Below are 26,845 nucleotides of genomic sequence, written 5' to 3'. Positions count from 1 at the left end.
CTGCGGGACGCTACTTCTTGGCGTCCGCCCAGGCGTGCTGGGCCGCCACGTCCGCCTTCACCTCGGCGAGCTGGACGGCGACCGCGCTGGGCGCCGTACCACCGCGGCCGTCGCGGGAGGCGAGGGCGCCGGGGACGTTGAGGACGGTGCGCACCTCGGGGGTGAGGTGCTCGGAGATCTTGGCGAACTGCTCGTCGGTCAGCTCGTCCAGCTCCTTGCCGTCGGCCTCGGCGACCTTCACGCACTCGCCGGCCACCTCGTGCGCGACCCGGAACGGCACGCCCTGCCTGACCAGCCACTCGGCGATGTCGGTGGCCAGCGAGAACCCGGCCGGGGCCAGCTCCTCCATCCGCTCGCGGTGCACGGTGAGGGTGGCCATCATGCCGGTGAAGGCGGGGAGCAGGACCTCCAGCTGGTCGATGGAGTCGAAGACCGGCTCCTTGTCCTCCTGGAGGTCGCGGTTGTACGCGAGCGGGAGCGCCTTGAGGGTGGCCATCAGGCCGGTCAGGTTGCCGATCAGCCGCCCGGACTTGCCGCGGGCCAGCTCGGCGATGTCGGGGTTCTTCTTCTGCGGCATGATCGAGGAGCCGGTGGAGAAGGCGTCGTGCAGGGTGACGAAGGAGAACTCCTTCGTGTTCCAGATGATGATCTCCTCGGCGATCCGGGAGACGTTCACGCCGATCATCGCGGTGATGAAGGCGAACTCGGCGACGAAGTCCCGCGAGGCCGTCCCGTCGATGGAGTTGCCGGCGCTGCCGTGCTCGAAGCCCAGGTCGCGGGCGACGGCCTCCGGGTCCAGGCCGAGGCTGCTGCCCGCGAGCGCGCCCGAGCCGTACGGGGAGACGGCCGTGCGCTCGTCCCACTGGCGCAGCCGCTCCGCGTCCCGGCCCAGCGCCTGGGCGTGCGCGAGCACGTGGTGGGCGAAGAGCACCGGCTGCGCGTGCTGGAGGTGGGTGCGGCCGGGCATCGCCACGTCCGGGTGGGCCTCGGCGAGGCCGATCAGGGCGTCCTGGAGGTCGGCGATCAGACCGCCGACGGTCCTCGCGTGATCCCGCAGGTACATCCGGAAGAGGGTCGCCACCTGGTCGTTGCGGGACCGGCCGGCGCGCAGCTTGCCGCCGAGGTCCGGCCCGAGGCGTTCCAGCAGCCCGCGCTCCAGGGCCGTGTGGACGTCCTCGTCGGCGATGGTGCCGGTGAAGGAGCCGTCGGCGACGTCCGCCTCCAGCCGGTCGAGCCCGGCGATCATCCGGGTCAGCTCGTCCTCGGTGAGCAGCCCGGCCTGGTGCAGCACGCGCGCGTGGGCGCGGGAACCGGCGATGTCGTAGGGGGCGAGCCGCCAGTCGAAGTGGACGGACGCGGACAGCTTCGCCAGGGCCTCGGCGGGACCGTCGGCGAAACGGCCGCCCCAGAGCCGGACGTCACCGCTGTTGCTGCTCACTTGGGTCGCTCCTCACCGTACGATCACTGTCATGCATGAGTATGCAGAACTCTGCATGTTTCGTCAATCTTGCAGGTTGACGCCGCCCACCGCGTCCCGCACCCCCATAATCGTTAGACATGGGAAAGACTTATGAGCGCATAGACGGCAGACTCCGCACCTTCATCGAGGCGCAGCCCCTCTTCTTCACCGCCACCGCTCCCCTGGCCGGGGACGGCACGGTCAACCTGTCCCCCAAGGGCCTCACGGGCTGCTTCGCGGTGCTCGACGAACTGACCGTGGCCTACCTCGACTTCGCCGGGTCCAACGCGGAGACCATCGCCCACCTGCGGGAGAACGGGCGGATCACCCTCATGTGGTGCGCCTTCCAGGGCCCGCCGAACATCGTGCGGGTGCACGGCCGCGGCGAGCCGGTCTTCCGCGACGACCCCCGCTTCCCGGAACTGCTCACCCACTTCCCGGACATCGACACCACCGCGCACGGACTGCGCGCGGTCATCGTCGTGAGCGCCGAGCTCATCCGCGACACCTGCGGTTACGCCGTCCCCTTCATGGCCTACGAGAGCGACCGGGACCTGCACGGCAAGCGGTTCGCGCGGGAGGACGACGCCTCGCTCAGCGCGTACTTCACCAAGAAGGAGCACATCGCGTCCAGCATCGACGGCCTCCCCGGGCTGCCGTTGCCGCTGCCTCCCTCTACCGTCTGACCCATGCGTCCCGGTGCCGTCGCCGTCCTCGTGTCCGCCTCCCTCCTCCTGCTCGGCGCCGCCCCCGCCGACGGGCCCGCGCCACCTCCGCTTCCGGCCCGGATGGCGGACACGGGTGGCGGCACCCAGCTGATCACCGCCGTCGCGCCGGACACCGGCTCGACCACGGGCACCGTCACCTGGTGGGACCGCAGGGGCGGAGCCGACGGACGCTGGGTGGCGGCCGGTTCCGCACCGGCCCGCTTCGGGTCCGGCGGACTCACCGAGGGGCCGACGCGCGTCCAGGGCACCAGCACCACCCCGACCGGCCTGTACGACCTGCCCTACGCCTTCGGCATCGAGCCCGCGCCGCGCGGCACGGCGTACCGCTACCGTCCGGTCCACGAGGACTCCTGGTGGTGCCAGGACAACGCCTCCCGCTCCTACAACCGCTGGACCGAGCCGCGCCCCGCCGACTGCCGGGCCACCGAGTCCGAGCACCTGATCACCTACACCGCCCAGTACGCCCACGCGCTGGTCGTCGGCTTCAACTACGACCGCCCGGTACGCGGTCGCGGCGCGGGCATCTTCCTGCACGTCGACGGGCGCGGGGCGACGGCCGGCTGCGTGTCGGTGCCGAAGGAGGCCATGCGGCGCATCCTGCGGTGGGCCGAGCCGGGGGAACGGCCGCACCTCGCGATCGGCACCGCGGGCGGGGCGACGGCGGTCACCCGCTACTGAACGCGGACGGCACGACCGGCACGGGCTGAACGCTCGCCCGGCACGGCGCGTATCTGTGGGCCAAGGGCCGAGTCCCCCACGGAGGAACCGTGACCACCACGCTCGCCGGCGGCCGTGCCGCCCGCCGTCAGACCATGCGGCGCATCCGTCCGCGCCGCTCCCCCGCCGTCCCCCTGCTGCTCGCCGTGTGGGCGGGCGCGGCGGGCGTGTTGTGGCTGTGGTGGCGCAACACGCCCGCCATCTCCGACCAGACCGGCATGATCCTCAACGCGGGCCGGATCACCGGTCTGCTCGCCGGGTACCTGATGGCGCTGGTGGTGCTCCAGATGGCCCGGGTGCCGGCCCTGGAGCGGCGCGTCGGGTCCGACCGGGTCGCCCGCTGGCACGCCATGACCGGCCGCTACACCCTCTGCCTGGTCCTGGCCCACGTCTTCCTGATCATGTGGGGCTACGCGGCGCAGGCCGGCCGGGGCCTCGGTGACATCGCGGCGCAGACGGTCGACTCGGTGAACCAGCTCCCGGACCTGGGCAAGGCGGCCCTCGGCACCGGCCTGCTGGTCGTCATCGGGCTGCTGTCCGTCGGCCCCGTCCGCCGCCGGATCCCGTACGACGCCTGGTACCACGTGCACCTGCTCACCTACGCGGCGGTGTTCCTGACCTTCTGGCACCAGCTGACCACCGGCAACGACTTCGCCGTCGAACCGGCCGCCAGGACCGTCTGGTACGCGCTGTACGGCTCGGTGACCGCGCTCGTGCTCTGGTACCGGGTGCTGACCCCCCTCCGGCTCAACCTGCGGCACCGGATGCGGGTGGAGGCGGTGATCGAGGAGACGCCCGGGATCGTGTCGGTGCTCATCGGCGGGCGCCGGCTGCACCGGATGGGCGCGGAGGCCGGGCAGTTCTTCCGCTGGCGGTTCCTGGCACCGGGCATGCGGTTCAGCTCGCACCCGTACTCGCTGTCGGCGGCGCCCCGACCGGACATGCTGCGGATCACCGTGAAGGCGATCGGCGACCACAGCGCCCGGCTCCGTGAGCTGACGCCCGGCACCCGGGTGTGGGCGGAGGGCCCGTACGGCGCCCTGACCGCCCAGCGCCGCAGCCGCGGCAAGGTGCTGCTGGTGGCGGGCGGGGTGGGGATCACGCCGATGCGGGCGCTGTTCGAGACGCTGCCCGGCGCGTCCGGCGACATCACGCTGCTCTACCGGGCCAACAGCACCCAGGACCTGGCGCTCTGGGACGAGCTGGCCGAGATCGCCGACGAGCGCGGCGCCCGGCTGATGTACGCGGTCAACAGCCCGGACGGGGAGCGCCCGGACATCTCGGCCGAGACCCTGGCCCGGAAGATCCCGGACATCGAGCGCCACGACGTCTTCCTGTGCGGGCCGCCCGGCTTCGCGCAGTCGGTGTACGAGGCACTGCGCGGCGCGGGGGTCCCCGCTCGCCGTATCCACCACGAGTCGTTCGAGATGTGAGCGACGGACCTCAGGAGTCCAGGACAGATGAGGAAAAGCCACCCCGTTCGGCGTGCCGTGCTCGCCGGGGCCGCCACCGTGTCCGGGATCGTGCTGCTGCTGTCGCTGAAACCGGCGTCCGACCCGGGCTCCGCCTCGGCGGCGGGCGGCGCGGCCCCGCCCGTGGCCGCGCAGTCGCCGCAGGGCGGCCGGGGCGCCGGGGCCGGCACGGTCACGGGTGACGCGGCCGACACGCAGTACGGTCCCGTGCAGGTCCGGCTCACCCTGAACGGCGGGAAGATCACCAAGGCCGAGGCCGTGCAGGCGCCCGAGGGCGGGCAGAGCGACCGGGTCACCGCGGACGCGGTACCCAAGCTCAACCGGGCGGCGGTCGCGGCCGGCAGCGCCGACATCGACGCGGTCTCGGGGGCCACCTACACCAGCGCCGGGTACGCGAAGTCCCTCCAGTCGGCCCTGGACAAGGCGGCCGCGGCAGCCGGGTCCGGCTCGGGAGCCGCCGAGGAGGGCTCGGGCACCGGCGCCGGGCCGGGCACACAGGTGCTCACCGGTGACGCCGCGCGGACCCAGTACGGGCCCGTGCAGGTCCGGGTCACGGTCAGCGGCGGGCGGATCACCGACGTCGAGACCCTCCAGGCGCCCAGGGGCGGCCGCAGCGACCAGGTCACCGCCGACGCCGTACCCCGGCTCGACCGGGCCGCCGTCGCCGCGGGCTCCGCCGACATCGACACGGTCTCCGGCGCCACCTACACCAGCGCCGGGTACCGGCAGTCCCTCCAGTCGGCGCTGGACCGGGCCGGTGGCTGACACCGGGGCCGGGTCCGCACGGGCCCCCGCCGCGGTGCGTCACGTGGAGGAGGCGATGGGGACCGTCTTCTCCTTCGACGTCCGCGGCGGGGAACCCGCGGCCGTACGGGCGGCGCTGGACACGGCGGTCGCCGGGCTGCACCGGGCCGACGAGGTGTTCAGCACCTACCGGGAGGGCAGCCAGATCTCCCGGCTGGCCCGCGGGGAGCTGACCGTCGCCGCGTGCGCCCCGGAGGTCGCCGAGGTGCTGGAGCTGGCGGCCGAGGCGGAGCGGGTGAGCGAGGGCTGGTTCAGCACGCGCTACCGGGGACGGCTCGACCCGACCGGGATCGTCAAGGGCTGGGCCGTGGAGCGCGCCGCGCGGCGGATCGCGGCGGCGGGCGGTGCGAGCGGGGTCAGCGTCAACGGCGGCGGGGACGTGCAGCTGCTCGGCTCACCGGGGGCGGCGCGACCGTGGCGGGTCGGGGTGTCGGACCCGCTGCGGCCGGGCGGGCTCGCCGCGGTCGTCTCGGCGGCGGGGGCGGCGGAGCTGGCGGTGGCGACGTCCGGTTCCGCCGAACGCGGCGCGCACGTCGTCGACCCGCGCACCGGCCGCTCCGCGGTGACCGACCTGCTGTCCGTGACGGTGGTGGCGCCCCGGCTGACATGGGCGGACTGCTGGGCGACGGCGGCCTTCGCGATGGGCGCACGGGAGGGACTGCGGTGGCTGGAGTCGCTGGACGGGGTGGAGGCGCTGCTGATCACGGCGGGGGACGAGGTGCGGTGTACGGGAGGGCTGGCGGCTCGTCTGGGCTGACGTACCGGCGTGGCGCTCGCCCGCGTTCGCGGGGTGCCGCCGCGCCCACCCGTGCCGCCCCAGCGGCACGACTGCCCGCAGTTGAGGGGCGCGGGGAACTGCGCGACCGGCCACGACGCACCCGCACCCGGCAGACCACCGCACCGCCCCCCTCAGCCCCCGTTCTGAGCCAACCGCAGCAGGTGGTCCGCTAGTGCCTGCCCGCCCGCCGGCTCCCGGCTGATCAGCATCAGCGTGTCGTCGCCCGCGATGGTCCCCAGGATGTCGTGCAGCTCTGCCTGGTCGATCGCCGAGGCGAGGAACTGTGCCGCCCCCGGAGGCGTCCGCAGGACCACGAGGTTCGCCGACGCCTCCGCGGAGATCAGCAGCTCCGCGGAGAGCCGCCGCATCCGCTCCTCCTTGGCCGACTCCCCGAGCGGCGCCCGCGGCGTGCGGAAGCCGCCCTCGCTGGGCACCGCGTAGATGAGGTCGCCGTCGGTGTTGCGGATCTTCACCGCGTTCAGCTCGTCCAGGTCCCGGGAGAGCGTCGCCTGGGTGACGGTGAGCCCGTCGTCGGCGAGCAGCTTCGCCAGCTGGCTCTGCGAGCGCACCGCCTGCCGGTTGAGGATGTCCACGATCCGGCGGTGGCGTGCGGTGCGGGTCTGCGGCAGGGCGGGCCCGGCCGTCTGCTCGTGCTCCTGCGCGTGGCTCATCGTCGTCTCATTCTCCGGATCGTCCGTCCCCGTGGGCCGCGTCGGCGGCCTGGTCAAGGATGCCGGGCAGCGCCCCGAGGAACGCGTCGACCACGTCGTCGCCGAGGTTCAGCGCGGGCATCAGCCGTACGACATCGGGTGCGGGCGCGTTCACCAGGATTCCGGCGTCCTGAGCCGCCTGCTGCACCTGGGCGGCGAGCGGCTCGGTGAGCACGATACCCAGGAGCAGTCCGGCGCCCCGGACATGGGCGATCAACGGGTGCCCCAGGCCCTCGATCTCGCCGCGCAGCCGCTCGCTCTGCCGCTTGACGTTGTCGAGCAGTCCCTCGTCCTCGATGGTGTCCAGGACGGCGAGTCCGGCGGCGCAGGCGACCGGGTTGCCGCCGAAGGTCGTGCCGTGGTGGCCGGGCTTGAGCAGGTCGGCGGCGCGGCCGAAGGCGACGGTCGCGCCCAGGGGCAGGCCGCCGCCGAGGCCCTTGGCGAGGGTGACGACGTCCGGCAGGACGCCCTCGTGGGCCTGGTACTCGAACCAGTGCCCGGTCCGGCCGATGCCGGTCTGCACCTCGTCCAGGACGAGCAGCGCGCCGGTGGCGGCGGTGATGGCGCGGGCCGCCTTCAGATAGCCGGGGGGCGGGACGACGACGCCGTTCTCGCCCTGGATCGGCTCGATGACCACCAGGGCCGTCTCCTCGGTGACCGCCGCGGCCAGCGCCTGCGGGTCGCCGTACGGCACGTGCGTGACGTCGCCGGGCAGCGGCAGGAACGGTTCCTGCTTGCCGGGCTGGCCGGTCAGCGCCAGGGCGCCCATGGTGCGGCCGTGGAAGCCGCCCTGCGTGGCGACCATGTGCGGCCGGCCGGTCAGCCGGCCGATCTTGAAGGCGCCCTCGTTGGCCTCGGCGCCGGAGTTGCAGAAGTAGACCTTGCCGTCGCGGCCGAAGTGCCTCAGCAGCCGTTCGGCGAGGGCGACGGGCGGCTCGGCGATGAAGAGGTTGGAGACGTGGCCGAGGGCGGCGATCTGCCGGCTCACCGCGTCCACCACCGCCGGGTGGGCGTGGCCGAGCGCGTTGACCGCGATGCCGCCGACGAAGTCGAGGTACTCCGTGCCGTCGGCGTCCCAGAGCCGGGCGCCCTCGCCGCGCACCAGGGGCAGGCGCGGGGTGCCGTAGTTGTTCATGAGGGTGCCCTGCCACCGCTCGGTCAGCTCCGTGTTGCTCACGACTCCCCCTGTTCGTCGGGCACGACCATCGTGCCGATCCCCTCGTCGGTGAAGATCTCCAGCAGGATCGAGTGCTGGACCCGGCCGTCGATGACCCGGGCGGTGGTGACGCCGTTGCGTACGGCGTGCAGGCAGCCCTCCATCTTCGGCACCATGCCGGACGACAGGTCGGGCAGCAGTTTCTCCAGCTGGCCGGCGGTGAGGCGGCTGATCACCTCGTCGGAGTCCGGCCAGTCCTCGTAGAGGCCCTCGACGTCGGTGAGGACCATGAGAGTCTCGGCGCCGAGCGCCGCAGCGAGTGCCGCAGCCGCCGTATCAGCATTGACGTTGTAGACATGGTGGTCGTCCTGGGAGCGGGCGATGGACGAGACGACCGGGATGCGGCCGTCGGCGAGCAGTGCCTCGATGGCGCCGGTGTCGATCTCGGTGATCTCGCCGACCCGGCCGATGTCGACGAACTCGCCGTCGATCCGGGGCTGGTGCTTGGTGGCGGTGAGGGTGTGCGCGTCCTCGCCGGTGAGGCCGACGGCGAGCGGTCCGTGCTGGTTGAGCAGCCCGACCAGCTCGCGCTGCACCTGCCCGGCCAGCACCATCCGTACGACGTCCATGGCGTCCTCGGTGGTGACGCGCAGCCCGGCCTTGAACTCGCTGACGATGCCGTGCTTGTCGAGGGCGGCGCTGATCTGCGGGCCGCCGCCGTGCACGACGACGGGCTTGAGACCGGCGTGCCGCAGGAAGACGACGTCCTGGGCGAAGGCGGCCTTGAGGCCCTCGTCGATCATGGCGTTGCCGCCGAACTTGATGACGACGGTCTTGCCGTGGTGCCGGGTCAGCCAGGGCAGCGCCTCGATGAGGATCTGGGCCTTGGGGAGCGCGGTGTGCTTCCGCGTGGGTCCGTTGCTCGTTCCGTTGCTCATGACGAGTACGCGCTGTTCTCGTGGACGTAGTCGGCGGTGAGGTCGTTGGTCCAGATGGTGGCCGTGGCGTCGCCGGCGGCGAGGTCGGCGACGATGTGCACCTCGCGGTAGCGCATGTCGACCAGCTCGCGGTCCTCGCCGACGCCGCCGTTCTTGCAGACCCAGACGCCGTTGATGGCGACGTTCAGCCGGTCGGGCTCGAAGGCGGCGGACGTGGTGCCGATCGCGGACAGGACGCGGCCCCAGTTGGGGTCCTCGCCGTGGATGGCGCACTTGAGGAGGTTGTTGCGGGCGATGGTGCGGCCCACCTGGACGGCCTCGTCCTCGGTCGCGGCGTTCACGACCTCGACCTTGATGTCCTTGCTGGCGCCCTCGGCGTCCCGGATGAGCTGCTGTCCGAGGTCGTCGCAGACGGTGCGGACGGCCTCGGCGAAGGCGTCGTACTCCGGGGTGACGCCCGAGGCGCCGGAGGCGAGCAGCAGCACGGTGTCGTTGGTGGACATGCAGCCGTCGGAGTCGACCCGGTCGAAGGTGACGCGGGTGGCGGCGCGCAGGGCGCGGTCCAGGGCCTCGGTCTCCAGGTCGGCGTCGGTGGTGATCACGACGAGCATGGTGGCGAGGCCGGGGGCGAGCATGCCCGCGCCCTTGGCCATGCCGCCGACGGTCCAGCCGTCCCCGGTGACCACGGAGGTCTTGTGCACGGTGTCGGTGGTCTTGATGGCGATGGCGGCCTTCTCGCCGCCGTGCTCGGAGAGCTGACCGGCGGCCGCCTCCACGCCCGGGAGCAGCTTGTCCATGGGCAGCAGCACGCCGATGAGCCCGGTGGAGCACACGGCGACCTCGCCCGCCCCCGTCCCGAGCACCTCGGCGGCCTTCTCGGCGGTGGCGTGGGTGTCCTGGAAGCCCTTGGGCCCGGTGCAGGCGTTGGCGCCGCCGGAGTTGAGCACGACGGCGGTCAGCTCACCGCTCTTGAGGACCTGCTCGGACCAGAGCACCGGCGCGGCCTTGACGCGGTTGGAGGTGAAGACGCCCGCGGCGGAGCGGCGGGGGCCGGTGTTGACCACGAGGGCCAGGTCGGGGTTGCCGCTCTCCTTGATCCCGGCGGCGATGCCCGCCGCCGTGAACCCCTTCGCTGCCGTCACACTCACGGCGCAACTCCGATCGTCGTCAGTCCGGTGGTCTCGTCGAGACCGAGGGCGATGTTCATGCTCTGGACGGCACCGCCCGCGGTGCCCTTGGCCAGGTTGTCGAGGGCGCTGATGGCGATGATCCGGCCCGCGGCGGCGTCGTACGCGACCTGCACCTGGACGGCGTTCGAGCCGTACACGGAGGCGGTCGCGGGCCACCGCCCCTCGGGCAGCAGGTGCACGAACGGTTCGTCGGCGAGCGCCTTCTCGTAGGCGGCCCGCACCGTCTCGGCGGTGACGCCGGGCTTCGCCTTCGCGGTGCAGGTGGCCAGGATGCCGCGGGGCATCGGCGCGAGGGTCGGCGTGAAGGAGACGGTGACCGGCTCCCCCGCCACCGCGCCGAGGTTCTGCATCATCTCGGGGGTGTGCCGGTGGCCGCCGCCGACGCCGTACGGCGACATGGAGCCCATGACCTCGCTGCCCAGCAGGTGCGGCTTGGCCGCCTTGCCCGCGCCCGAGGTGCCGGAGGCGGCGACGATCACCGCCTCGGGCTCGGCGAGCGCGGCGGCGTAGGCCGGGAACAGGGCCAGGGACACGGCGGTCGGGTAGCAGCCGGGCACCGCGATGCGCCGGGTCCCCTCCAGCGCGGCGCGGGCACCCGGAAGTTCGGGGAGGCCGTAGGGCCAGGTGCCGGCGTGCGGCGAGCCGTAGAACGCCTCCCAGTCACCGGCGTCCTTGAGCCGGAAGTCGGCGCCCATGTCGACGACGAGGACGTCCGGCCCGAGCTGCTCGGCGACGGCGGCGGACTGCCCGTGCGGCAGCGCGAGGAAGACCACGTCGTGCCCCGCGAGAACGTCCGCCGTGGTCGGTTCCAGGACCCGGTCGGCCAGCGGCAGCAGCTGCGGTTGAAGCGCGCCCAGCCGCTGCCCGGCGTTGGAGTTGCCGGTCAGGGCACCGATCTCGACCTCGGGGTGGGTCAGGAGCAGACGCAGCAGCTCACCGCCCGCATACCCGCTCGCTCCGGCCACCGCCGCACGTACCGCCATGGAAAACCCTCCTCCTGGATGGCATGACTATACGTTTCGCTGCACGTTTATGCAATCCACTGCATACCGGCCCGCGGCCGGGCCGTCGAGACCTCAGTTCTTGACGGCCTCCGCGATCCGCAGCGCGGCCCGGTCGGGCGTGAGGTGCGTGGTGTCGACGACCTCGGCCTCGGCGTGCAGCCAGGTGCGGGCCGCCTCGGCGTAGGGCTCGAGGTACCGGAGACGGAACGGCGAGTCCGGCCCCAGCACGGTGTCCCCCGCGATGCGCCGCCGCAGGGTCTCCTGGTCGGCGTGGAGGACGAAGTGCCGCACGGGAATGCCGTGCGCGGCGAGGCCGTCCGCGATCTCCCTCCAGTACTCCTCGACCAGGACCGTCATCGGCATCACCAGGGTGCCGCCGGTGTAGTCGAGCACGTGCCGGGCGGTCTCGACGACCAGGGGCCGCCACGGCGCCCAGTGCTGGAAGTTGTCCGTGTCGGGCAGCCCCGGTGTGATGTCCATGAGCGTCTCGCCGACCTTCTCGGCGTCGAACACCCGGGAATCCGGGAGCAGCCGCTGTACGAGCGCGGCGGTCGTCGTCTTGCCGGCGCCGTGGGTCCCGTTGAGCCATACGATCATGCGTCCCCACGCTAGCCCGGACCGGCGACACCGTGTGACGGTTTCGTCGCCGCTCCGGGCCGCGTGCCGGCGGTTACCGCTCCCTGATCCGCAGGAACGTCACCGAGTTCGCCGGGAAGGTGTACGTGAACTCGCTCGCCGCGCCCGAGAAGGTCGACGTCACCGGGGTCACCGGGGTGTCCGTCTCGGTGTTGACCGCGTCCTGGTCGGCGGCCAGCGTGGTGACGCGGGCCCTGGACGCGACCTTGGCTCCGCCGAGGTCGACGGCGGTGCGGGCGGCCGTGTCCTGGGCGTTGACGACCTTGACGATCAGCTCGCCGGTGTGGTCGTCGCGCGTGACGGTCTGGCGGAAGGGCTCGGCGGGCTTGTCGTCGGTGAAGCGGCCCCACTCCTCGCCGTCGAGGTAGAGGGTGACCTGGCGGCCGCGGACCTTGACGTCGATGTCGTATTCACGCCCCGTCTCGATCGACCCGGCCTTGGACAGGAGCGTCGACTTGCCGCCGTCGGAGGTCTGCTCGACCGCGGACTGGGTGTTGTTCCAGCCGCCCAGGTTCCACCAGTAGTAGGCGCCGGTGTCCTTGACGCCGAAGGCGACCAGGAAGCCCTCCTTGCCGGACTTCTTCGTGGCCTTCACGTGCAGGTCGTAGTCGTGCCAGGCCGTATCGCCCGCCGTGACCAGGGTGTTCTCGGCGGCCGGGTCCGTCTGGACGTACTGGCCGTCCTGGACGGTCCAGCTGCCGGTGCCCGAGTGGGTCCACCGCGACGCGTCACCGGAGAAGTCGTCGGACAGGAGCGTGCGGCCGTCGGCCGAGGTCACCCTCACGTCGTCGTAGGCCGCACTGGTCGCCCAGGTCGACAGGCCGACGGCGCCGGTGAGGGGGCCGCTGACGGCGGGGGTGCCGGTGGCCTTCGAGGGGACGACGCGGTCGCCGGTGTTGTTCATGAAGAGCTTCTGGACCTCGTAGTTGGCCGAGCCCCAGGACGCGTGGTTGTTGAACCAGATGAGGTCCGGGCTCCACTGCACGTAGTCCTCGTTGGCGAGCAGCGGGGCGTAGGAAGCCAGCTTGACGATGTCCGCGTTGCGCTCCAGACCGGTCATGAACGCGGCCTCGGACAGCGCGTTCTTCCAGGCGTTGCCCTGGGAGGCGTACTCGCCGAGGAAGACCTTGGGGCCGTTCCTGTCGTAGGCGTCGTAGCGGTCGTTGTTCTGGAGGAACCACTGCGGGCTGTTGTAGTAGTGCTCGTCGACCATCGCGACGCCCGCGTCGCGGTTGAGCTGCCAGGCGGTGTCGAAGACCGCGCCCGAGTCGTCCGGGCCGGAGTTGGAGACGACGGTGACGTCCGGGTACTTCGCCTCGATGGCGGCGCGGAACCTCTCGAAGCGGGCGAAGAACTCCTTCGGGAGGTTCTCCTCGTTGCCCACCTCCAGGTGGGTGAGGCCGAAGGGCTTGGGGTGACCCATCGCGGCGCGCTTGGCGCCCCACTCGCTGGTGCGGGGGCCGTTGGCGAACTCGATGAGGTCCAGGGTGTCCTGGATGTGCCGCTTCAGCAGGGCGTCGTCGTCGACGGCCTTGTTCTGGCCGCAGCCGGTGACCAGGGCGGGGACGACGGGCAGCGGCATGGCGCCGATGTCCTCGGCGAAGCGGAAGTACTCGTAGTAGCCGAGGCCGTAGCTCTGGTTGTAGCCCCAGAAGTTGGCGTTGGTGGCGCGCTCCTCGACGGGGCCGATGGTGTCCTTCCACTGGTAGGAGCGCTTGCGCTGCCAGCCGGAGTCCGCGCTGTAGTCCGCCATGGAGCCGGTGTTGACCAGGCAGCCGCCGGGGAAGCGCAGGAAGCCCGGGTGCAGGGCCTCGATCTTCTCGGCGAGGTCCTTGCGCAGGCCGCCCGGCTGGTGCCGGTAGGTGTCGCGGGGGAAGAGGGACACCATGTCCAGGGCGGCGGGGGCGGTGGTGGTGACGGCGAGGCGGCCGCGGTTGCTGGTGCGGGTCGCGGTGAAGGTGGCGGTGTACTTGCGCCATTTCCCCTCCGCCGCCACCTCGCGCACCTTCGCGAGGGTGCCCGCGGCGTCCCGGAGGCCGACGGTGAGGGTGGTGCCGCTCTCGGCGCGGGCCCAGACCGAGAAGTCGTACTTCTCGCCCTTCTCGACCCGGATGCCGGTGTTGTAGCCCGCGTTGGTGACGGTGGAACCGGCGGCCAGGGAGAGGTAGGCGCGGTTGCGCTCGTTGAGGCGGCCCTCGTCGTTCACCACCTCGGCCGTGCCCTCGGCCGTCCACGCGGTGAGCGGGGTGTACGAGGCGTGGTCGGCGGTGGAGTACTCGAAGGAACGGTTCTGCACCAGCTCGGCGTACAGGCCGCCGTCGGCGGCGCGATTGATGTCCTCATAGAAGACGCCGTACATCGTGTCGTCGATCGCGGGGCCCTGGGCGGACGGGTCGACGGTGATCGTGTAGTCGGCGACGGCCTCGGCGTGTGCCGGGGAGGGCAGCAGGGCCGAGGCCGTCAGGAGGGCGGTGACGCTGAGACCGAGTCTCCAGCGGGTGCGTGACATGGATACTCCGCGGCTCTCACTAGACAGTCGTTCGAGATATCGGACGTTGGTCAGCACTTCGAACGGCAAGATAGGGAGGGGGCCGCGGCGCGTCAATGGGTCGCGCGGCAACGAGTGGGCCGGAGCGGGAAAGCGAGTGGAAATGGGCGAGTGGTGGCCGGTGCCCGACGTACTGGCGTACCTCGCGGGGCGCTGGCGCACCGAGCGCTCGGTGCGGGATCTGGCGAGCGGTCTGGACGGCTGGTTCGAGGGGGTTACGTCCTTCGAGGCACTCGACGGCGGCGGGCTGCTCGGCCGCGAGTCGGGTGCCTTCACCTGGCAGGGCGTGACCCGGCCCGCCGAGCGCACGCTGCGCTACGAGCCGGGGAGCGCGCCGGGCCGCGTGGACGTGCGCTTCGCGGACGGCCGCCCCTTCCACGGCCTGGACCTGACCTCGGGCCACCACGTGGCCGACCATCCGTGCGCCGCCGACCTCTACCGGGGCGAGTTCACCGTCCGGGGCCCGGACCGCTGGCGGACCGTGTGGCGGGTGGGCGGCCCGGCCAAGGACCTGCTGCTCACCACGGATTACCTTCGCCGAACGCCGGACGCGTAGCACCCTGGTCCGGCGCGCCGTCGAAACGGAGGGTCCAGCGGCCCGCGCGGCCCGTCACGGTGGCCGTCGACAGCGGGCGGACGTCCAGGTTCCAGTACGTTCCGGGCGGCGCGTTCAGTACGTAGAGCAGCGCGGCCCGGATCACCGAGGGCTCGGCCACGGCGACGATCCGGTCGCCGTCCTCGCCGGGACGGGTGTCGAGCCAGCCGCCGACCCGGGTGATGAAGCCCAGCAGCGACTCCCCGCCGTGCGGCGCGGAGCGCGGATCGGCGAGCCAGGCGTCCACCGCCCCCGGTTCGCGGGCCATGGCCTCGCCGAGTGTCAGACCGCGCCACCGGCCCATGTCACAGTCCCGCAGGGCGAGTTGGGCCAGTGGAGCGTAGCCGAGGGCGTCGCCGGTGGCGCGGCTGCGGGGCGTGGGTGAGCAGTAGCGCAACTCCGCCGCCGCCAGCGGCAGCAGGCCGGCCGCGGCACGCAGCACCTCGTCCCAGCCGGCCCGGTCCAGCGGGCGGTCGTCGTCGAAGCGCTCCGCCGGCAGCGGTGAGCCGCACGCGGCCGCGACGAACGTGACCCGAAGCGCCATGCGGTGATGGTGGAGCGCGCCGGGGTCGGGGTCAAGGGGTGTTACCTCAGGTTCACGCAGGGTGTGCCGGGATTCACCGGCCGAAGGTGAACGCCATCCACTGCTCCGGCCGGTCCAGCGCGGTGAATCCGAGCTTCTCGTAGACCCCGTGCGCGTCGTGCGTCGCCAGCAGGATGCGCCGCAGTCCGTGGGGTGCCAGGTGCTCCCGGACGGCCGCGACCAGGGCGGTGCCGACTCCCTTGGCCCGCACCGACGGGTCGACGTACACGTCGCAGAGCCACGCGAAGGTGGCCAGGTCGGTGATCACCCGGGCGTAGGCGACCTGCTCGCCCGAGACCGCGTCGTACACCCCGAAGTTGAGCGAGCCCGCGATGGCCTTGTCCTGTTTCTCGCGGGTCCGCCCCAGGGCCCAGTACGCGTCGGTGGACAGCCAGTGGTGCACGCGCCCGGCGTCGATGCGGTGCGGGTCGGTGGAGATCTCGTAGCCCTCGGGGAGCCTCGGCGTGTCGGTCATGCCGGGATGCTCGCAGGGCCGGTGAGAGCGCGTCGACCGGATATCGCGCCGCCGTCAGCCGCCCCACACCTCCCGGCAGGCGGCGCGCAGGCGCCGCACCCCTTCCGCGATCTCCCCGGCGTTCGCGACCGCCGCGAAGCTCAGCCGGACGTGGGCGGCCGGGGGTTCGGCGCTGAAGTAGGGGCGGCCCGGGGTGATCGCGACGCCCGCGCGCAGGGCGGCCGCGGTCAGGGCGCTCTCGTCGGCGCCCTCCGGCAGGCGCGGCCACAGGTGGTAGCCGCCGGAGGGGATGTGGGCCAGGGAGAGGTCGGGGAGGTGCAGACGCAGCGCGGACGTCATGGCGTCCCGCCGGGCCCTCAACTCGGCCGACACCGCCCGCAGATGGCGTGGCCAGGCGGGCGACCCGACGAGTTCCAGCGCCGCCTCCTGGAGCGGCCGGGGCACGAAGAAGGTGTCGACGATCTGGATGGCGCGCAGCCGTTCCAGGACCGGCCCGTGCGCGGCCAGGGCGCTCACCCGGAAACTGGGCGAGGTGGCCTTGGTCAGCGAGCCGACGTGGACGACGACGCCGTCCGGGTCGTCGGCGGCGAGCGGGGCGGGCAGCGGGCCGGCGTCCTCGTGCACGAGGCGGCGCACGAAGTCGTCCTCCACGACGAAGGCACCGGCCGCCCGCGCGATGCTGAGCACCTCCCCGCGCCGCTCGGGGGCGAGCACGGCGCCGGTCGGGTTCTGGAACAGGGGCTGGCAGACGAAGACGCGGGCGCCGGTGGCGCGGAAGGCGTCGGCGAGCAGGGCGGGCCGTACGCCGTCCGCGTCCACGGGGACGGGCACCGGGCGCAGTCCGGCCGCCCGCGCGATGGCCAGCATGCCGGGGTAGGTCGGGGACTCGACGAGGACGGGGGTGCCGGGCGGGGCGAGCGCGCGCAGGGCGGTGGCCAGCGCGGACTGGCCGCCCGCGGTGATCAGCACCTCGGCCGCCGTGATGGCGCCGCCGATGCCGCGCGCGAACCACTCCCGCAGCTCCGGCAGCCCTTCCATCGGCGGCCGGCCCCAGGCGCCCGGCCGCCGCCCGGCCCGGGCCAGGGCCGCCGCCATCGCCCGCTCCGGCTGCAAGGACGGGTGCAGGTAGCCGCCGTTGAACTCCACGACGCCGGGGGGCGGGGCGGCCAGCGAGACCAGCACCCCAGAGGCGTCCACCGAGCGCGGTACGAGGTCGGCGGCGCCGTCGGCGCTGAGCGCGACCTCCTGCCAGGAGGTGTCCCCGGGGGGTACGGCCGAGGGGCGCGGCCGGGCCCGGAAGGCGCCGGCACCGGGCCGGGTGACGACCAGCCCCTCGGCGGCCAGCTGGGCCAGGGCGCGGGAGACCGTCACGGGGCTCACCCGGAACCGCTCCACGAGGGCCCGGCTGGACGGGAGCTTTCCGCCGGGTGAGTAGCGGTCCAGCTCCCGCCGCAACACGGCCACCAGGTCAGCGACGCTGCTACGCTCTTGCATGAGAGCACAGAGTAGCGCTACCGCGTCGCCCCGGATAGCAGTCGGCGCCGCGAGCACGACGCCCCCCGGCGCCGCCTTCGGTACCGCCCTGGCCGCCCTGGGTGTCGTCGCCTTCTCCCTCACCTTCCCGGCCACCGCCTGGGGTCTGGAGGGCTTTGGTCCCTGGTCCCTGATCGCCGTGCGCAGCATCCTGGCCGCCGCGGTCGCCGGTGCGTGTCTGTCGGCCCTGCGGGTGGCACCGCCCGAGCGGCGGCACTGGCTGGGGCTCGCGGTGGTCGGCGCCGGGGTGGTCCTCGGCTTCCCCCTGCTGACCACGCTGGCCCTTCAGACGTCGACCACCGCGCACGCCGCCGTGGTGGTGGGGCTGCTCCCGCTGACCACCGCGCTGCTGTCCGCCCTGCGCGTCGGCACCCGCCCCTCGCGCACCTTCTGGATCGCGGCCCTGGCGGGTGCGGCGGCCGTGATCGCCTTCACGGTCCAGCAGAGCGGCGGCGCGCTGACCTCGGCCGACGCCTATCTCTTCGGGGCGCTGCTGGTGTGCGCGGCCGGCTACACGGAGGGCGGGCGGCTGGCCCGTCAGATGCCGGGGTGGCAGGTCATCGGCTGGGCGCTGGTGCTGTGTCTGCCGCTGACGGTGCCGATGGCGGCGGTGGCGCTGTCGTTCGAGCCGGTGCACCTGACGGCGCACAGCGTGACCGGCCTGCTGTGGGTGGCGATCGGCTCGCAGTTCCTCGGCCTGGTCGTCTGGTACCGGGGCATGGCGGCGATCGGCATCCCGAAGGCCAGCCAGTTGCAGCTGGCCCAGCCGCTGCTCACACTGGTGTGGTCGGTACTTCTCCTGGGCGAGCACCTGCCGGTGGCCGCTCCGCTGACGGCCGCGGCCGTACTGGTGTGCATCGCGGTCACCCAGCGGGCCAGGGGTTAGACCCCCCAGACCCCCAGACCCCCAGACCCTCAGACCCAGCCCCCAGGCGGCACACAGGTGAGGAGGCCTCACGGATGCACGCAACCAAGGGCGACCAGCTGGTCCAGCACGGCCGGGTGGTCGGTGAGCACGACAAGGTCGCGGAGATCGTCGAAGTCATGGGCGACAAGGGCACTCCCCCGTACCGGGTCCGGTTCGAGGACGGGCACGAGGCGGTGTGCTCGCCCGGCCCCGACTCGGAGATCCGGCACCGGGAGACCCAGCGGTAAACCGGTGGCCGCACCCCGCGCGGGTGCGGCTCAGCGGGTGGCGGTGGCCGGCCGCGCGTAGTGGTCGGCGGCCACCCGCGCCATCGCGCCGCCGCGGTCCTCGGCGACGTCCTTCGCGGAGAAGTAGACGTGCCCGCGGACCTCGGGGTAGCGCGCGGCCAGCGTGAGGTGGCGGGACAGCTCGGCCGGGTCCTGCCAGGCGGCGGGCTGCGCCGGGTCCCCGGACTTGTACAGCGCCTCGCCCACGTACAGCTCGGTGCGGCTGCCCTTGGCCACCTCGGCCCACCAGGGCAGCAGCTTCGCGTAGTCGGCGCCGTCCAGGCCGATGTTCCAGTACAGCTGCGGCACGACGTAGTCGATCCAGCCCTCGCGCACCCAGGTGCGGGTGTCCGCGTACAGGTCGTCGTACGTCTGCACGCCCGCCCGGGTGTCGGAGCCGCGCTCGTCGGTGGCGGCGTTGCGCCACACGCCGAAGGGGCTGACGCCGAAGCGGGCGGCCGGCCTGACCTCCTTGACGCGCTGTGCGGTCTCGCGCACCAGCCGGTCGATGTTGTCCCGGCGCCAGTCGGCCTTCGTGGCGAAGCCGGTGCCGAAGGTGCCGAAGGTCCCGCCGTCGTCGAAGCTCTGGCCCGCCACCGGATAGGGGTAGAAGTAGTCGTCGAAGTGGACCCCGTCCACCGCGTACTTCGCCACCGCGTCCATGATCGCGTCCAGCACGAAGGCCCGGACCTCGGGCAGCCCCGGGTTGTAGTAGAGCTTCCCGCCGTACGGCACCACCCACCCCGGGTTCTTGCGCGCCGGGTGGGAGGGGACGAGGTGGGCCGGGTCGTCGTGGGTGGCGACACGGTACGGGTTGAACCAGGCGTGCAGCTGGAGACCGCGGGCGTGGGCCTCCGTCACGGCGGTGCCCAGCGGGTCCCAGCCCGGGTCGCGGCCCTGGCTGCCGGACAGGTACTGCGACCACGGCTCGTGCGCCGAGGGCCACAGCGCGTCGGCCGTCGGGCGCACCTGGAGGATCACCGTGTTGAGGCCGTGCCGGACCGCGTTGTCGAGGTGCTCGACCAGCTCCGCGCGCTGCTCGGCGGCGCGCAGCCCCGCGCGGGTGGGCCAGTCGCGGTTGGCCACGGTGGCCAGCCACATCCCCCGCATCCCGGCGGCGGCGGTGCGCGAGGCCGCCGGCGCGGCGGGGCCCTGGCCGGTGGACGCCGCTGACGCCCCCGAGGCCCCGGATACCGCCGTGAACGCCGACAACGCCGCCACCGTGAAGGCACGGCGCGAGACACCGCCCATGGGAAGACCTCCTGAACGCTGTGGATCCGTACGGTCACGGATCGTGTACGGGGCCTCAGCATGCCCGACCCGGGAGACGGATCCGTGACCATTCGGGGGTAACGTGCTCGATCGGAGCAGGCGACGGGGACCCCGGCATGCCTGCTGCCAGCCGTGGAGTCAGCGAAAGGGACGATGTGACCGGCATCTCGGGAGATATCGCACGCGTCGGCGTGGTGGGCTGCGGTCAGATGGGGGCGGGCATCGCCGAGGTGTGCGCCCGCTCGGGTCTGGAGGTGATGGTCGCCGAGACGACCGGTGAGGCCCTGGAGATCGGCCGCACCCGGCTGTACAACTCGCTGACCAAGGCGGCCGAGCGCGGCAAGATCACCGAGGAGGAGCGGGACGCGACGCAGGCGCGCCTCAGCTTCACCACCGACCTCGGCGAGTTCGCCGACCGTGATCTGGTGATCGAGGCGGTCGTCGAGAACGAGCAGGTCAAGACCGAGATCTTCCAGGTGCTCGATCAGGTCGTGACCCGGCCGGACGCGATCCTGGCCTCCAACACGTCCTCGATCCCGCTGGTGAAGCTGGCGGTCGCCACCTCGCGGCCCGACCACGTCATCGGCATCCACTTCTTCAACCCGGCCCCGGTGCAGCAGCTGGTCGAGCTGATCCCGGCGCTCACCACCTCCGAGGGCACGCTCAGCCGGGCCCAGCTGTTCACCGAGAAGGTGCTGGGCAAGCACGCGATCCGGGCCCAGGACCGCTCCGGCTTCGTGGTGAACGCGCTGCTGATCCCGTACCTGCTCTCCGCGATCCGGATGTTCGAGTCGGGCATCGCCAGCCGCGAGGACATCGACAACGGCATGGAGATGGGCTGCGCCCACCCGATGGGCCCGCTGAAGCTGGCCGACCTGATCGGCCTGGACACGGTCGCCTCGGTGGCGTACTCGATGTACGAGGAGTACAAGGAGCCGCTGTACGCCGCTCCCCCGCTGCTCCAGCGCATGGTCGACGCGGGCCGCCTCGGCCGCAAGACCAGCTCGGGCTTCTACGCCTACGGCTGATCCCGCCCGAGCCTGAGGTGGTGCAGCAGGAGTAACGCGGCCGCCATGGTGGCGGCCGGGACCTCCCCGCGGGCGACGAGGTCGGGTACGAGCTTGAGGGGCACCCATTCCCGGCGGTCCGACTCGAAGTCGTCCACGGGGTGTCCGACGTACGTGCCCTCGTCGCTGACGTAGACGTGGTGCCGGGCGTCGGTGAGGCCGTTGGAGGGCTCCACGCTCATCAGGTGGTGCAGGGGTCCCGGCCGCCAGCCGGTCTCCTCCTCCAGTTCCCTGGCCGCCGCCGCCGCGACGTCCTCGCCGTCCTCGACGACGCCGGCCGCGAGTTCCCAGCCCCAGCTGTCGGTGATGAAACGGTGCCGCCACAGCAGGAGGACCTCGTCCGCCGCGTTCACGACCGTGGCCACGGCCACGGGACGCATCCGGATCAGGAAGTGGTCGAGGTGCTGTCCGTCCGGTAGGGCGACATCGGCCAGATTGACGCTGAACCAGCGATTTGAGTACACATTCTGTTCGCTCTGTTTCGTCCACTGCACGGTTCTGCCACCTTTCGTCGAGTAGGTGGCAATATCGCAGCAGCGGCGTTCCGGCAGCAGGCGCACGACGGCCGCTCACGGCGCAGGGGTGGGCGCGGGGTCCGCGCGGACGGGCCCGCCTACAGCGGTACGCGCAGGGCCCCGTCGATGAGTTCGGCCGCCTCGGCCGTGCCCGCGCACCCGCTGCTCACCAGGTGCTCGCGCACCGCGCGCAGTCGGTCGCGCAGCCGCTGGGACTCCATGCCCCGGGCCTGTTCGGCCATCCGCACGGCCGTCGCCACCGCCTTGTCGGCGTCGCCCCGGCGCAGCTCGATGGTGCTGAGCATGGCGAGCCGGTGCACGCGCCCCCGGTCGTGCGCCGGGGTGTCGACGGCGGCCGCCGCGTGCTCCCCGGCCGCGGCGAGTTCGCCGAGGCTCAGCAGTGCCTCCGCCACCTGGACGTTGACCAGTCCGGGCTGGACGTAGCCGGTCTCGTCGGGCTCGTACCCGCGCCGGATGCGCTCGGCGGCCTGCTCGGCCCGGCGGATGCAGGCGAGCGCGCCGCTGCCGTCGCCCAGGTGCGCGTACGCCTTCGCCTGCATCGCGTACAGGTCGGAGGCGAGCGCCGGGGTGATGTGCCGTCCGGCGGCGCGCAGCGCGGCCTCGGCGAAGGCGACGGCCTGGCGGTACTCCCGCGTGAACAGCGCCTGGTTGACCAGCAGCGCGATGACGTAGGCGCCGAGCCCCCGGTCGCCGCTGGCCTTGGCGAGCCGCAGCGCCTGGTGGAAGTAGCGCTGGGCGAGGCCGTGCGCGTCGGAGTCGTACGCGCAGATCCCGGCCACCGCCACCAGGCCCCCGGTGGCCCGGTGCAGTTGCCGCCCGGTGGCGTCGGTGTAGCTGCCGCGCAGCAGCGGCGCGGCCTCGGAGTTGAGGAAGCCGACGATGCGGGCGCGGGTCGCGATGCCGCCGGCCTTGCGGTACATCTGCTCGTAGTGCGTGCGGGCGCAGCGCACCATCTCCAGGTCGGCGGCGGTGACCCGGTGCCGCCCGCCGCGGGAGACGTCGGTGTCCTCGGGCGGGTTCTCCCACTCCCACACCGGCATCACGGCCGGCGTGCCGGTGAGCGCGGGGGCGCCGAGGATGTGCGGTCGCCGCTGCTGGTCGGAGCGCCACAGGGCGGTCGCGCGCTCCACGAACCCGGACAGCGAGCCGGTGTGCGGGGCGGCGGGTTCGCCGGGCACGCCGAGGCCGATGTCGTCGAGGGTGACGGGGCGGTGCAGCCGGGACGCGAGGACCTCGCAGATCAGGTCGGGCACCTGGCCGCGCGGACGCTGCCCCTTCAACCACCGTGCCACGGCGGTGTGTTCGTACCTCAGTGCGAGCCCCCGCACCCGACCCGCCTGGTTGACGTGTGCGGCCAGTCCCGCGTGCGAGATCCCGGCCTCGTCGAGGACGGCGTCGAGCAGGGTGTTGGGCTGCATGGGTGCCCCCCGGTGAATCGGTGCCGACAGCGTAGTGCGTCGGTCTTCACACGGGGTGTGAACGCAGTGCGCGCATCCGCAGCGTGTGCGCGCTGTCGCGGAGAGTTCCGGGCCGGTTGACTGAAGGGCCTCGAAAGAGGCCGGCCGGGCCGCCGGCTCCCCCTCGTACAGTGCGGCGGCCCGAACCCACGCCGTCCGCCCCGCCGCCTGCCCGACACTCCGTGGCGGGGCGGACGGTGCGCCGGCCGGAGAAGCGGTCAAACCCCGTTCAGGTGACGCCCCCAGGGGCGCGGGGAACTGCGCGACCGGCCACCGACTACCCGCGGCCGCCGACCGGCAGAAACCCCACGCCCCTTAAGCGCACCGAACCGCTAACTACGCAGCACCGCTCCGACCCGCTCGCCCGCGAGGGCGACCGCCGCGTCCCGCGCCGCCGACGCCTCGTCGACCGTCAGCGTCCGGTCCCCCGCGCGGAAGCGCAACGCGTACGCCAGGGACTTGCGCCCCTCACCCAGCTGCTCCGCGTTGTCGTACACGTCGAACAGCCGGATGGACTCCAGCAGTTCGCCCGCGCCCTCGCGCAGCGCCGCCTCGACGTCCGCCGCCGGGACGAACGCGTCGACGACCAGGGCGACATCCTGCGTGGCGACCGGGAAGGTGGAGATACCCGGCGCCTGCGGGGTGTCGTCGCCGACCCGCCCCACGGCGTCGAGGTCCAGCTCCATCGCGCAGGTGCGGGCGGGCAGGCCCAGCGTCTTCAGGACCCGCGGGTGCAGCTCACCCGCGTGCCCGATCACGCGCTCCTCGCCGTCCACGGTGATGGTCAGCTCGGCGCAGCGGCCCGGGTGCCAGGGACCGTACTGGCCCTTGCGGACGCCCAGTTCGGCACCGGCCTCGCGCGCGACGGTGCGGGCGGCCTCGACCGCGTCGGCCCAGTCGGCCGGGCGTCCCTTGCCCCACCAGCCGGCCTGCTCGCGGGCGCCGGTGAGGACGACGGCGACGTGCCGGGGCTGGTCGGGCAGCGCGGCGTCCAGCGCGGCGAGGTCGTCCTCGCTGGGGCGCCGGTCGACGGGCAGGTCGGCGGCGATCCGCCGCTCGTCGCGCGGGTGGAAGACCAGGCCGGTCTCGAAGAGCGCCAGGTCGTGCGCGCCCCGGCCGTCGTTGCGGCGCAGCGCGCCCAGCAGGCCCGGCAGCAGCGAGGTCCGCAGCGCGGGCTCCTCGTCGCTGAGCGGGTTGACCAGCTTGACGACGCGGCGGGCCGGGTCGTCGGCGTCGAGACCGAGCTGGTCGAAGACCTGCTCACCGACGAACGGGTAGTTCAGCGCCTCGACGTAACCGGCACCGGCCAGGGCCCGCCCGACGCGGCGGTGCAGCCGCTGCCGTGAGGTCAGGCCGCGACCCGCCGGGGGCCGGGGCAGCGTGGAGGGCAGGTTCTCGTAGCCCTCCAGGCGGATGACCTCTTCGGCCAGGTCGTTCGGGTCGGTGAGGTCGGGCCGCCAGGACGGGACGGTGACGATCAGCTCGTCCTGGCCGTAGACGTCGCAGCCCACCTCCTGGAGGCGGCGTACGACGGTCTCGCGGCCGTACTCCACACCCGCGACCTTGTCCGGGTGGTCGGCCGGGACGCTGATGGTGTGCGGCGCGGACGGAGCGCTGATCTCCGTGACCCCGGACTCGGCGGTGCCGCCCGCGAGCAGCACCAGCAGGTCGACGGTGCGCTGCGCGGCAGCGGCGGCGGCCTGCGGGTCGACGCCGCGTTCGAAGCGGCGGGACGCCTCCGACGACAGCTTGTGGCGGCGGGCGGTGCGCGCGACGGACACCTGGTCGAAGTGGGCGGCCTCGATGACCACGTCACTCGTCGCGTTCCCGCCGTTCTCGGCGGTGTCGTGGTCCGCGATCTCGGTGTTGGCGCCGCCCATGACGCCCGCGAGGCCGATGGGGCCGCGGTCGTCGGTGATGACCAGGTCCTCGGCGTGCAGCTTCCGCTCGGTGCCGTCGAGCGTGACGATCTTCTCGCCCTCCTGGGCCCGGCGTACGCCGATGGTGCCCTGGACCCGTGCGCGGTCGTAGGCGTGCAGGGGCTGGCCCAGCTCCATCATCACGTAGTTGGTGACGTCGACGGCGAGCGAGATCGGACGCATGCCGACCTTCTGGAGCCGCCGCTGGAGCCAGATCGGCGAGCGGGCCTCGGCGCTGAGGCCGGTCACGGTGCGGGCGGTGAAGCGGTCGCAGCCGGTGGGGTCGGCGATCTTCACCGGGTAGCCGTAGGCGTTCGGGCCGGGCACGTCGAGCAGGGCCGGGTCGCGCAGCGGCAGGCCGTAGGCGATGGCGGCCTCGCGGGCGACGCCGCGGAGGGACAGGCAGTCGCCGCGGTTGGCGGTGACGGCGATGTCCAGCACCTCGTCGACCAGTTCGAGCAGCTCGATGGCGTCCTTGCCGACCTCGGTCTCCGGCGGCAGCACGATGATGCCGTGGGTGCCGTCGTCGCCCATGCCCAGCTCGTCGCTGGAGCAGATCATGCCGTGGGACGTCTTGCCGTAGGTCTTGCGGGCGGAGATCGAGAAGCCGCCGGGCAGGGTGGCGCCGGGCAGCACCACGACGACCTTGTCGCCGACGGCGAAGTTCCGGGCGCCGCAGACGATCTCCTGCGGCTCACCGGTGCCGTTGGCCTGGCCGACGTCGACGGTGCAGAAGCGGATCGGCTTCTTGAAGCCCTCCAGCTCCTCGATGGTCAGCACCCGGCCGACGACGAGGGGGCCCTTGAGGTCGGCGCCCAGGTGCTCGACGGTCTCGACCTCCAGACCGGCCGAAATCAGCTTGGCCTGCACGTCGCGGCCGGTCTCGGTGGCCGGCAGGTCGACGTACTCCCGCAGCCAGGAAAGCGGGACCCGCATCAGATCTCCATCCCGAACGGCCGGGTGAACCGGACGTCACCCTCGACCATGTCTCGCATGTCCTCGACGTTGTGGCGGAACATCAGCATCCGCTCGATGCCGAACCCGAAGGCGAAGCCGCTGTACTTCTCCGGGTCGACGCCGCAGGCGGTGAGTACCCGCGGGTTGACCATGCCGCAGCCGCCCAGCTCGATCCAGCCCTCGCTGGAGCAGGTGCGGCAGGGCCGGTCGGGGTTGCCGACGGACGCGCCCTTGCAGACGTAGCAGAGCATGTCCATCTCGGCGGACGGCTCGGTGAAGGGGAAGAAGTTCGGCCGCAGCCGGGTCTTCATCTCCGCGCCGAACAGCGACTGGACCATGTGGTCCAGGGTGCCCTTGAGGTCCGCCATGGTCAGGCCCTCGTCGACGGCGAGCAGCTCGACCTGGTGGAAGACGGGGGTGTGCGTGGCGTCCAGCTCGTCGGTGCGGTACACCCGGCCGGGGCAGATCACGTAGACCGGCAGCTCGCGCTCCAGCGCGGAGCGGATCTGCACGGGCGAGGTGTGGGTGCGCAGCACGACGCCGGACTCGGAGCCGCCCTCGGGGCCCTGGACGAAGAACGTGTCGGCCTCGCCGCGGGCCGGGTGGTCCGGGCCGATGTTGAGGGCGTCGAAGTTGAACCACTCGGCCTCGGCCTCGGGGCCCTCGGCGACCTCGTAGCCCATGGCGACGAAGATGTCCTCGATGCGCTCGGAGAGCGTGGTGAGCGGGTGGCGGGCGCCGGCCGGTACGCGGTCGTAGGGCAGCGTGACGTCCACGGCCTCCTCGACCAGGACGCGCGCGTCACGCTCGGCCTCCAGCTCCTCCTGGCGGGCGGCCAGCGCCTTGTTCACGGCACCGCGGGCCATGCCGACGCGCTTGCCGGCCTCGGCCTTGGCCTGCGGGGGCAGGGCGCCGATCTCGCGGTTGGCCAGCGCCAGCGGGGAGGTGCCGCCGGTGTGGGCGACCTTGGCCTCCTGGAGCGCGTCGAGGGAGTCCGCGGCGGCGAAGGCGGCGAGCGCCTCGTCCCGCATGCGCTCGATCTCTTCCGGTTTCAACGCCTCGACCTCGACTGGGTCGTACGACTTATTCGGTGCCGACATCTCTTCCCGTGCTTCCG

The 26,845-nt window shown here is 72.9% G+C and carries 25 protein-coding genes; 9 read left to right on the top strand and 16 right to left on the bottom strand.

Going from position 1 to position 26,845, the window contains the following annotated elements:
- Positions 1 to 10 precede the first annotated feature (10 nt).
- Positions 11 to 1,438, bottom strand: a complete 1,428-nt coding sequence (argH, locus tag ACIRGB_RS25580) for an argininosuccinate lyase (protein WP_403869437.1) — start codon at positions 1,436 to 1,438, stop codon at positions 11 to 13.
- Positions 1,439 to 1,557: 119 nt separating this feature from the next.
- On the opposite strand from argH, the gene ACIRGB_RS25575 reads away from it, so the two are divergent.
- The 5 genes from ACIRGB_RS25575 to ACIRGB_RS25555 all read left to right on the top strand — a co-directional run bounded on the left by ACIRGB_RS25575 (position 1,558) and on the right by ACIRGB_RS25555 (position 5,937).
- On the top strand, positions 1,558 to 2,145 hold the full coding sequence (locus ACIRGB_RS25575) for a pyridoxamine 5'-phosphate oxidase family protein (RefSeq protein ID WP_403869434.1): 588 nt from the start codon (positions 1,558 to 1,560) through the stop codon (positions 2,143 to 2,145).
- Positions 2,146 to 2,148: 3 nt separating this feature from the next.
- On the top strand, positions 2,149 to 2,865 hold the full coding sequence (locus ACIRGB_RS25570) for a L,D-transpeptidase (protein WP_403869431.1): 717 nt from the start codon (positions 2,149 to 2,151) through the stop codon (positions 2,863 to 2,865).
- Positions 2,866 to 2,954: 89 nt separating this feature from the next.
- The gene (locus ACIRGB_RS25565; protein ID WP_403869428.1) at positions 2,955 to 4,337 is read left to right on the top strand and encodes a ferric reductase-like transmembrane domain-containing protein; all 1,383 of its coding nucleotides are present in this window, start codon (positions 2,955 to 2,957) and stop codon (positions 4,335 to 4,337) included.
- Positions 4,338 to 4,364: 27 nt separating this feature from the next.
- Entirely contained in the window at positions 4,365 to 5,141 is a 777-nt protein-coding gene (locus tag ACIRGB_RS25560) for an FMN-binding protein (RefSeq protein ID WP_403869425.1), read from the top strand.
- 55 nt (positions 5,142 to 5,196) lie between these two features.
- Positions 5,197 to 5,937 (top strand): FAD:protein FMN transferase, encoded by a 741-nt coding sequence (locus ACIRGB_RS25555; RefSeq protein ID WP_403869902.1) that lies wholly within the window; start codon positions 5,197 to 5,199, stop codon positions 5,935 to 5,937.
- A gap of 152 nt (positions 5,938 to 6,089) precedes the next feature.
- On the opposite strand, the gene ACIRGB_RS25550 is transcribed toward ACIRGB_RS25555, so the two are convergent.
- From ACIRGB_RS25550 to ACIRGB_RS25520, 7 genes are all read right to left on the bottom strand, one after another.
- Positions 6,090 to 6,629, bottom strand: a complete 540-nt coding sequence (locus ACIRGB_RS25550) for an arginine repressor (protein ID WP_007447727.1) — start codon at positions 6,627 to 6,629, stop codon at positions 6,090 to 6,092.
- 7 nt (positions 6,630 to 6,636) lie between these two features.
- A complete protein-coding gene (locus tag ACIRGB_RS25545) occupies positions 6,637 to 7,845 on the bottom strand; it encodes an acetylornithine transaminase (RefSeq protein ID WP_403869422.1) in 1,209 nt (402 codons plus the stop codon).
- Positions 7,842 to 8,762, bottom strand: a complete 921-nt coding sequence (gene argB / locus ACIRGB_RS25540; protein ID WP_403869419.1) for an acetylglutamate kinase — start codon at positions 8,760 to 8,762, stop codon at positions 7,842 to 7,844. The genes ACIRGB_RS25545 and argB overlap by 4 nt, the downstream gene beginning before the upstream one ends.
- A complete protein-coding gene (gene argJ, locus ACIRGB_RS25535; protein ID WP_403869415.1) occupies positions 8,759 to 9,910 on the bottom strand; it encodes a bifunctional glutamate N-acetyltransferase/amino-acid acetyltransferase ArgJ in 1,152 nt (383 codons plus the stop codon). The genes argB and argJ overlap by 4 nt, the downstream gene beginning before the upstream one ends.
- Positions 9,907 to 10,935, bottom strand: a complete 1,029-nt coding sequence (argC, locus tag ACIRGB_RS25530; RefSeq protein ID WP_403869412.1) for an N-acetyl-gamma-glutamyl-phosphate reductase — start codon at positions 10,933 to 10,935, stop codon at positions 9,907 to 9,909. Before argC ends, argJ begins: the two co-directional genes overlap by 4 nt.
- Positions 10,936 to 11,028: 93 nt before the next feature.
- Complete coding sequence (locus ACIRGB_RS25525) at positions 11,029 to 11,553, bottom strand: AAA family ATPase (protein WP_403869409.1); 525 nt, start codon at positions 11,551 to 11,553, stop codon at positions 11,029 to 11,031.
- A gap of 73 nt (positions 11,554 to 11,626) precedes the next feature.
- On the bottom strand, positions 11,627 to 14,101 hold the full coding sequence (locus ACIRGB_RS25520) for an alpha-L-arabinofuranosidase C-terminal domain-containing protein (protein ID WP_403869406.1): 2,475 nt from the start codon (positions 14,099 to 14,101) through the stop codon (positions 11,627 to 11,629).
- 142 nt (positions 14,102 to 14,243) lie between these two features.
- Between ACIRGB_RS25520 and ACIRGB_RS25515 the strand changes: the two genes are divergently transcribed.
- The gene (locus tag ACIRGB_RS25515) at positions 14,244 to 14,696 is read left to right on the top strand and encodes a DUF6314 family protein (protein WP_403869403.1); all 453 of its coding nucleotides are present in this window, start codon (positions 14,244 to 14,246) and stop codon (positions 14,694 to 14,696) included.
- On the opposite strand, the gene ACIRGB_RS25510 is transcribed toward ACIRGB_RS25515, so the two are convergent.
- The 3 genes from ACIRGB_RS25510 to ACIRGB_RS25500 all read right to left on the bottom strand — a co-directional run bounded on the left by ACIRGB_RS25510 (position 14,659) and on the right by ACIRGB_RS25500 (position 17,287).
- Positions 14,659 to 15,279 (bottom strand): histidine phosphatase family protein, encoded by a 621-nt coding sequence (locus ACIRGB_RS25510; RefSeq protein ID WP_403869400.1) that lies wholly within the window; start codon positions 15,277 to 15,279, stop codon positions 14,659 to 14,661. The two genes, ACIRGB_RS25515 and ACIRGB_RS25510, sit on opposite strands and share 38 nt — an antisense overlap.
- Before the next feature lie 73 nt (positions 15,280 to 15,352).
- Complete coding sequence (locus tag ACIRGB_RS25505; RefSeq protein WP_403869397.1) at positions 15,353 to 15,793, bottom strand: GNAT family N-acetyltransferase; 441 nt, start codon at positions 15,791 to 15,793, stop codon at positions 15,353 to 15,355.
- A gap of 54 nt (positions 15,794 to 15,847) precedes the next feature.
- Positions 15,848 to 17,287, bottom strand: coding sequence for a PLP-dependent aminotransferase family protein (locus ACIRGB_RS25500; RefSeq protein WP_403869394.1), 1,440 nt, complete (start codon positions 17,285 to 17,287; stop codon positions 15,848 to 15,850).
- Here ACIRGB_RS25500 and ACIRGB_RS25495 point away from each other — a divergent pair.
- Positions 17,286 to 18,212: a DMT family transporter gene (locus tag ACIRGB_RS25495; RefSeq protein WP_403869391.1), complete on the top strand. Its 927-nt coding sequence runs from the start codon at positions 17,286 to 17,288 to the stop codon at positions 18,210 to 18,212. The two genes, ACIRGB_RS25500 and ACIRGB_RS25495, sit on opposite strands and share 2 nt — an antisense overlap.
- 74 nt (positions 18,213 to 18,286) lie before the next feature.
- Positions 18,287 to 18,481 carry a DUF1918 domain-containing protein gene (locus ACIRGB_RS25490; protein WP_403869388.1) on the top strand — a complete coding sequence of 65 codons (195 nt, stop codon included), beginning with the start codon at positions 18,287 to 18,289 and terminating at the stop codon, positions 18,479 to 18,481.
- Positions 18,482 to 18,511: 30 nt separating this feature from the next.
- Here the strand turns inward: ACIRGB_RS25490 and ACIRGB_RS25485 are convergent, their stop codons facing one another.
- Positions 18,512 to 19,771 carry a glycoside hydrolase family 10 protein gene (locus ACIRGB_RS25485; protein WP_403869385.1) on the bottom strand — a complete coding sequence of 420 codons (1,260 nt, stop codon included), beginning with the start codon at positions 19,769 to 19,771 and terminating at the stop codon, positions 18,512 to 18,514.
- A 137-nt stretch (positions 19,772 to 19,908) separates the two neighbouring features.
- Between ACIRGB_RS25485 and ACIRGB_RS25480 the strand changes: the two genes are divergently transcribed.
- Positions 19,909 to 20,820 carry a 3-hydroxybutyryl-CoA dehydrogenase gene (locus ACIRGB_RS25480; protein WP_398917280.1) on the top strand — a complete coding sequence of 304 codons (912 nt, stop codon included), beginning with the start codon at positions 19,909 to 19,911 and terminating at the stop codon, positions 20,818 to 20,820.
- Here ACIRGB_RS25480 and ACIRGB_RS25475 read toward each other — a convergent pair.
- The 4 genes from ACIRGB_RS25475 to pheS all read right to left on the bottom strand — a co-directional run bounded on the left by ACIRGB_RS25475 (position 20,811) and on the right by pheS (position 26,828).
- Complete coding sequence (locus ACIRGB_RS25475; RefSeq protein WP_403869382.1) at positions 20,811 to 21,353, bottom strand: NUDIX domain-containing protein; 543 nt, start codon at positions 21,351 to 21,353, stop codon at positions 20,811 to 20,813. The genes ACIRGB_RS25480 and ACIRGB_RS25475 overlap by 10 nt on opposite strands.
- A gap of 119 nt (positions 21,354 to 21,472) precedes the next feature.
- Positions 21,473 to 22,813 (bottom strand): transcriptional regulator, encoded by a 1,341-nt coding sequence (locus tag ACIRGB_RS25470; RefSeq protein WP_403869379.1) that lies wholly within the window; start codon positions 22,811 to 22,813, stop codon positions 21,473 to 21,475.
- Positions 22,814 to 23,184: 371 nt separating this feature from the next.
- Complete coding sequence (gene pheT, locus ACIRGB_RS25465; protein WP_403869376.1) at positions 23,185 to 25,707, bottom strand: phenylalanine--tRNA ligase subunit beta; 2,523 nt, start codon at positions 25,705 to 25,707, stop codon at positions 23,185 to 23,187.
- Positions 25,707 to 26,828: a phenylalanine--tRNA ligase subunit alpha gene (pheS, locus tag ACIRGB_RS25460; protein WP_403869373.1), complete on the bottom strand. Its 1,122-nt coding sequence runs from the start codon at positions 26,826 to 26,828 to the stop codon at positions 25,707 to 25,709. The genes pheT and pheS overlap by 1 nt, the downstream gene beginning before the upstream one ends.
- Positions 26,829 to 26,845 lie beyond the last annotated feature (17 nt).

The organism is Streptomyces sp. NPDC102490 (assembly GCF_044765285.1).
Taxonomy (GTDB): domain Bacteria; phylum Actinomycetota; class Actinomycetes; order Streptomycetales; family Streptomycetaceae; genus Streptomyces.
The sequence above is the reverse complement of the archived record's forward strand: the minus strand, read 5'-3'. Positions and strand labels throughout refer to the sequence as shown.

Excerpts from the sequence above, each read along its gene's own strand:
- argB (WP_403869419.1), bottom strand. The coding sequence starts at position 8,762 with ATGAGCAACGGAACGAGCAACGGACCCACGCGGAAGCACACCGCGCTC.
- ACIRGB_RS25500 (WP_403869394.1), bottom strand. The coding sequence starts at position 17,287 with ATGCAAGAGCGTAGCAGCGTCGCTGACCTGGTGGCCGTGTTGCGGCGG.
- ACIRGB_RS25515 (WP_403869403.1), top strand. The coding sequence starts at position 14,244 with ATGGGCGAGTGGTGGCCGGTGCCCGACGTACTGGCGTACCTCGCGGGG.
- ACIRGB_RS25575 (WP_403869434.1), top strand. The coding sequence starts at position 1,558 with ATGGGAAAGACTTATGAGCGCATAGACGGCAGACTCCGCACCTTCATC.
- ACIRGB_RS25520 (WP_403869406.1), bottom strand. The coding sequence starts at position 14,101 with ATGTCACGCACCCGCTGGAGACTCGGTCTCAGCGTCACCGCCCTCCTG.
- argC (WP_403869412.1), bottom strand. The coding sequence starts at position 10,935 with ATGGCGGTACGTGCGGCGGTGGCCGGAGCGAGCGGGTATGCGGGCGGT.
- pheS (WP_403869373.1), bottom strand. The coding sequence starts at position 26,828 with ATGTCGGCACCGAATAAGTCGTACGACCCAGTCGAGGTCGAGGCGTTG.
- ACIRGB_RS25505 (WP_403869397.1), bottom strand. The coding sequence starts at position 15,793 with ATGACCGACACGCCGAGGCTCCCCGAGGGCTACGAGATCTCCACCGAC.
- ACIRGB_RS25525 (WP_403869409.1), bottom strand. The coding sequence starts at position 11,553 with ATGATCGTATGGCTCAACGGGACCCACGGCGCCGGCAAGACGACGACC.
- ACIRGB_RS25560 (WP_403869425.1), top strand. The coding sequence starts at position 4,365 with ATGAGGAAAAGCCACCCCGTTCGGCGTGCCGTGCTCGCCGGGGCCGCC.
- pheT (WP_403869376.1), bottom strand. The coding sequence starts at position 25,707 with ATGCGGGTCCCGCTTTCCTGGCTGCGGGAGTACGTCGACCTGCCGGCC.
- ACIRGB_RS25495 (WP_403869391.1), top strand. The coding sequence starts at position 17,286 with ATGAGAGCACAGAGTAGCGCTACCGCGTCGCCCCGGATAGCAGTCGGC.
- ACIRGB_RS25490 (WP_403869388.1), top strand. The coding sequence starts at position 18,287 with ATGCACGCAACCAAGGGCGACCAGCTGGTCCAGCACGGCCGGGTGGTC.
- ACIRGB_RS25570 (WP_403869431.1), top strand. The coding sequence starts at position 2,149 with ATGCGTCCCGGTGCCGTCGCCGTCCTCGTGTCCGCCTCCCTCCTCCTG.
- ACIRGB_RS25470 (WP_403869379.1), bottom strand. The coding sequence starts at position 22,813 with ATGCAGCCCAACACCCTGCTCGACGCCGTCCTCGACGAGGCCGGGATC.
- ACIRGB_RS25480 (WP_398917280.1), top strand. The coding sequence starts at position 19,909 with ATGCCTGCTGCCAGCCGTGGAGTCAGCGAAAGGGACGATGTGACCGGC.
- ACIRGB_RS25485 (WP_403869385.1), bottom strand. The coding sequence starts at position 19,771 with ATGGGCGGTGTCTCGCGCCGTGCCTTCACGGTGGCGGCGTTGTCGGCG.
- ACIRGB_RS25510 (WP_403869400.1), bottom strand. The coding sequence starts at position 15,279 with ATGGCGCTTCGGGTCACGTTCGTCGCGGCCGCGTGCGGCTCACCGCTG.
- ACIRGB_RS25555 (WP_403869902.1), top strand. The coding sequence starts at position 5,197 with ATGGGGACCGTCTTCTCCTTCGACGTCCGCGGCGGGGAACCCGCGGCC.
- ACIRGB_RS25550 (WP_007447727.1), bottom strand. The coding sequence starts at position 6,629 with ATGAGCCACGCGCAGGAGCACGAGCAGACGGCCGGGCCCGCCCTGCCG.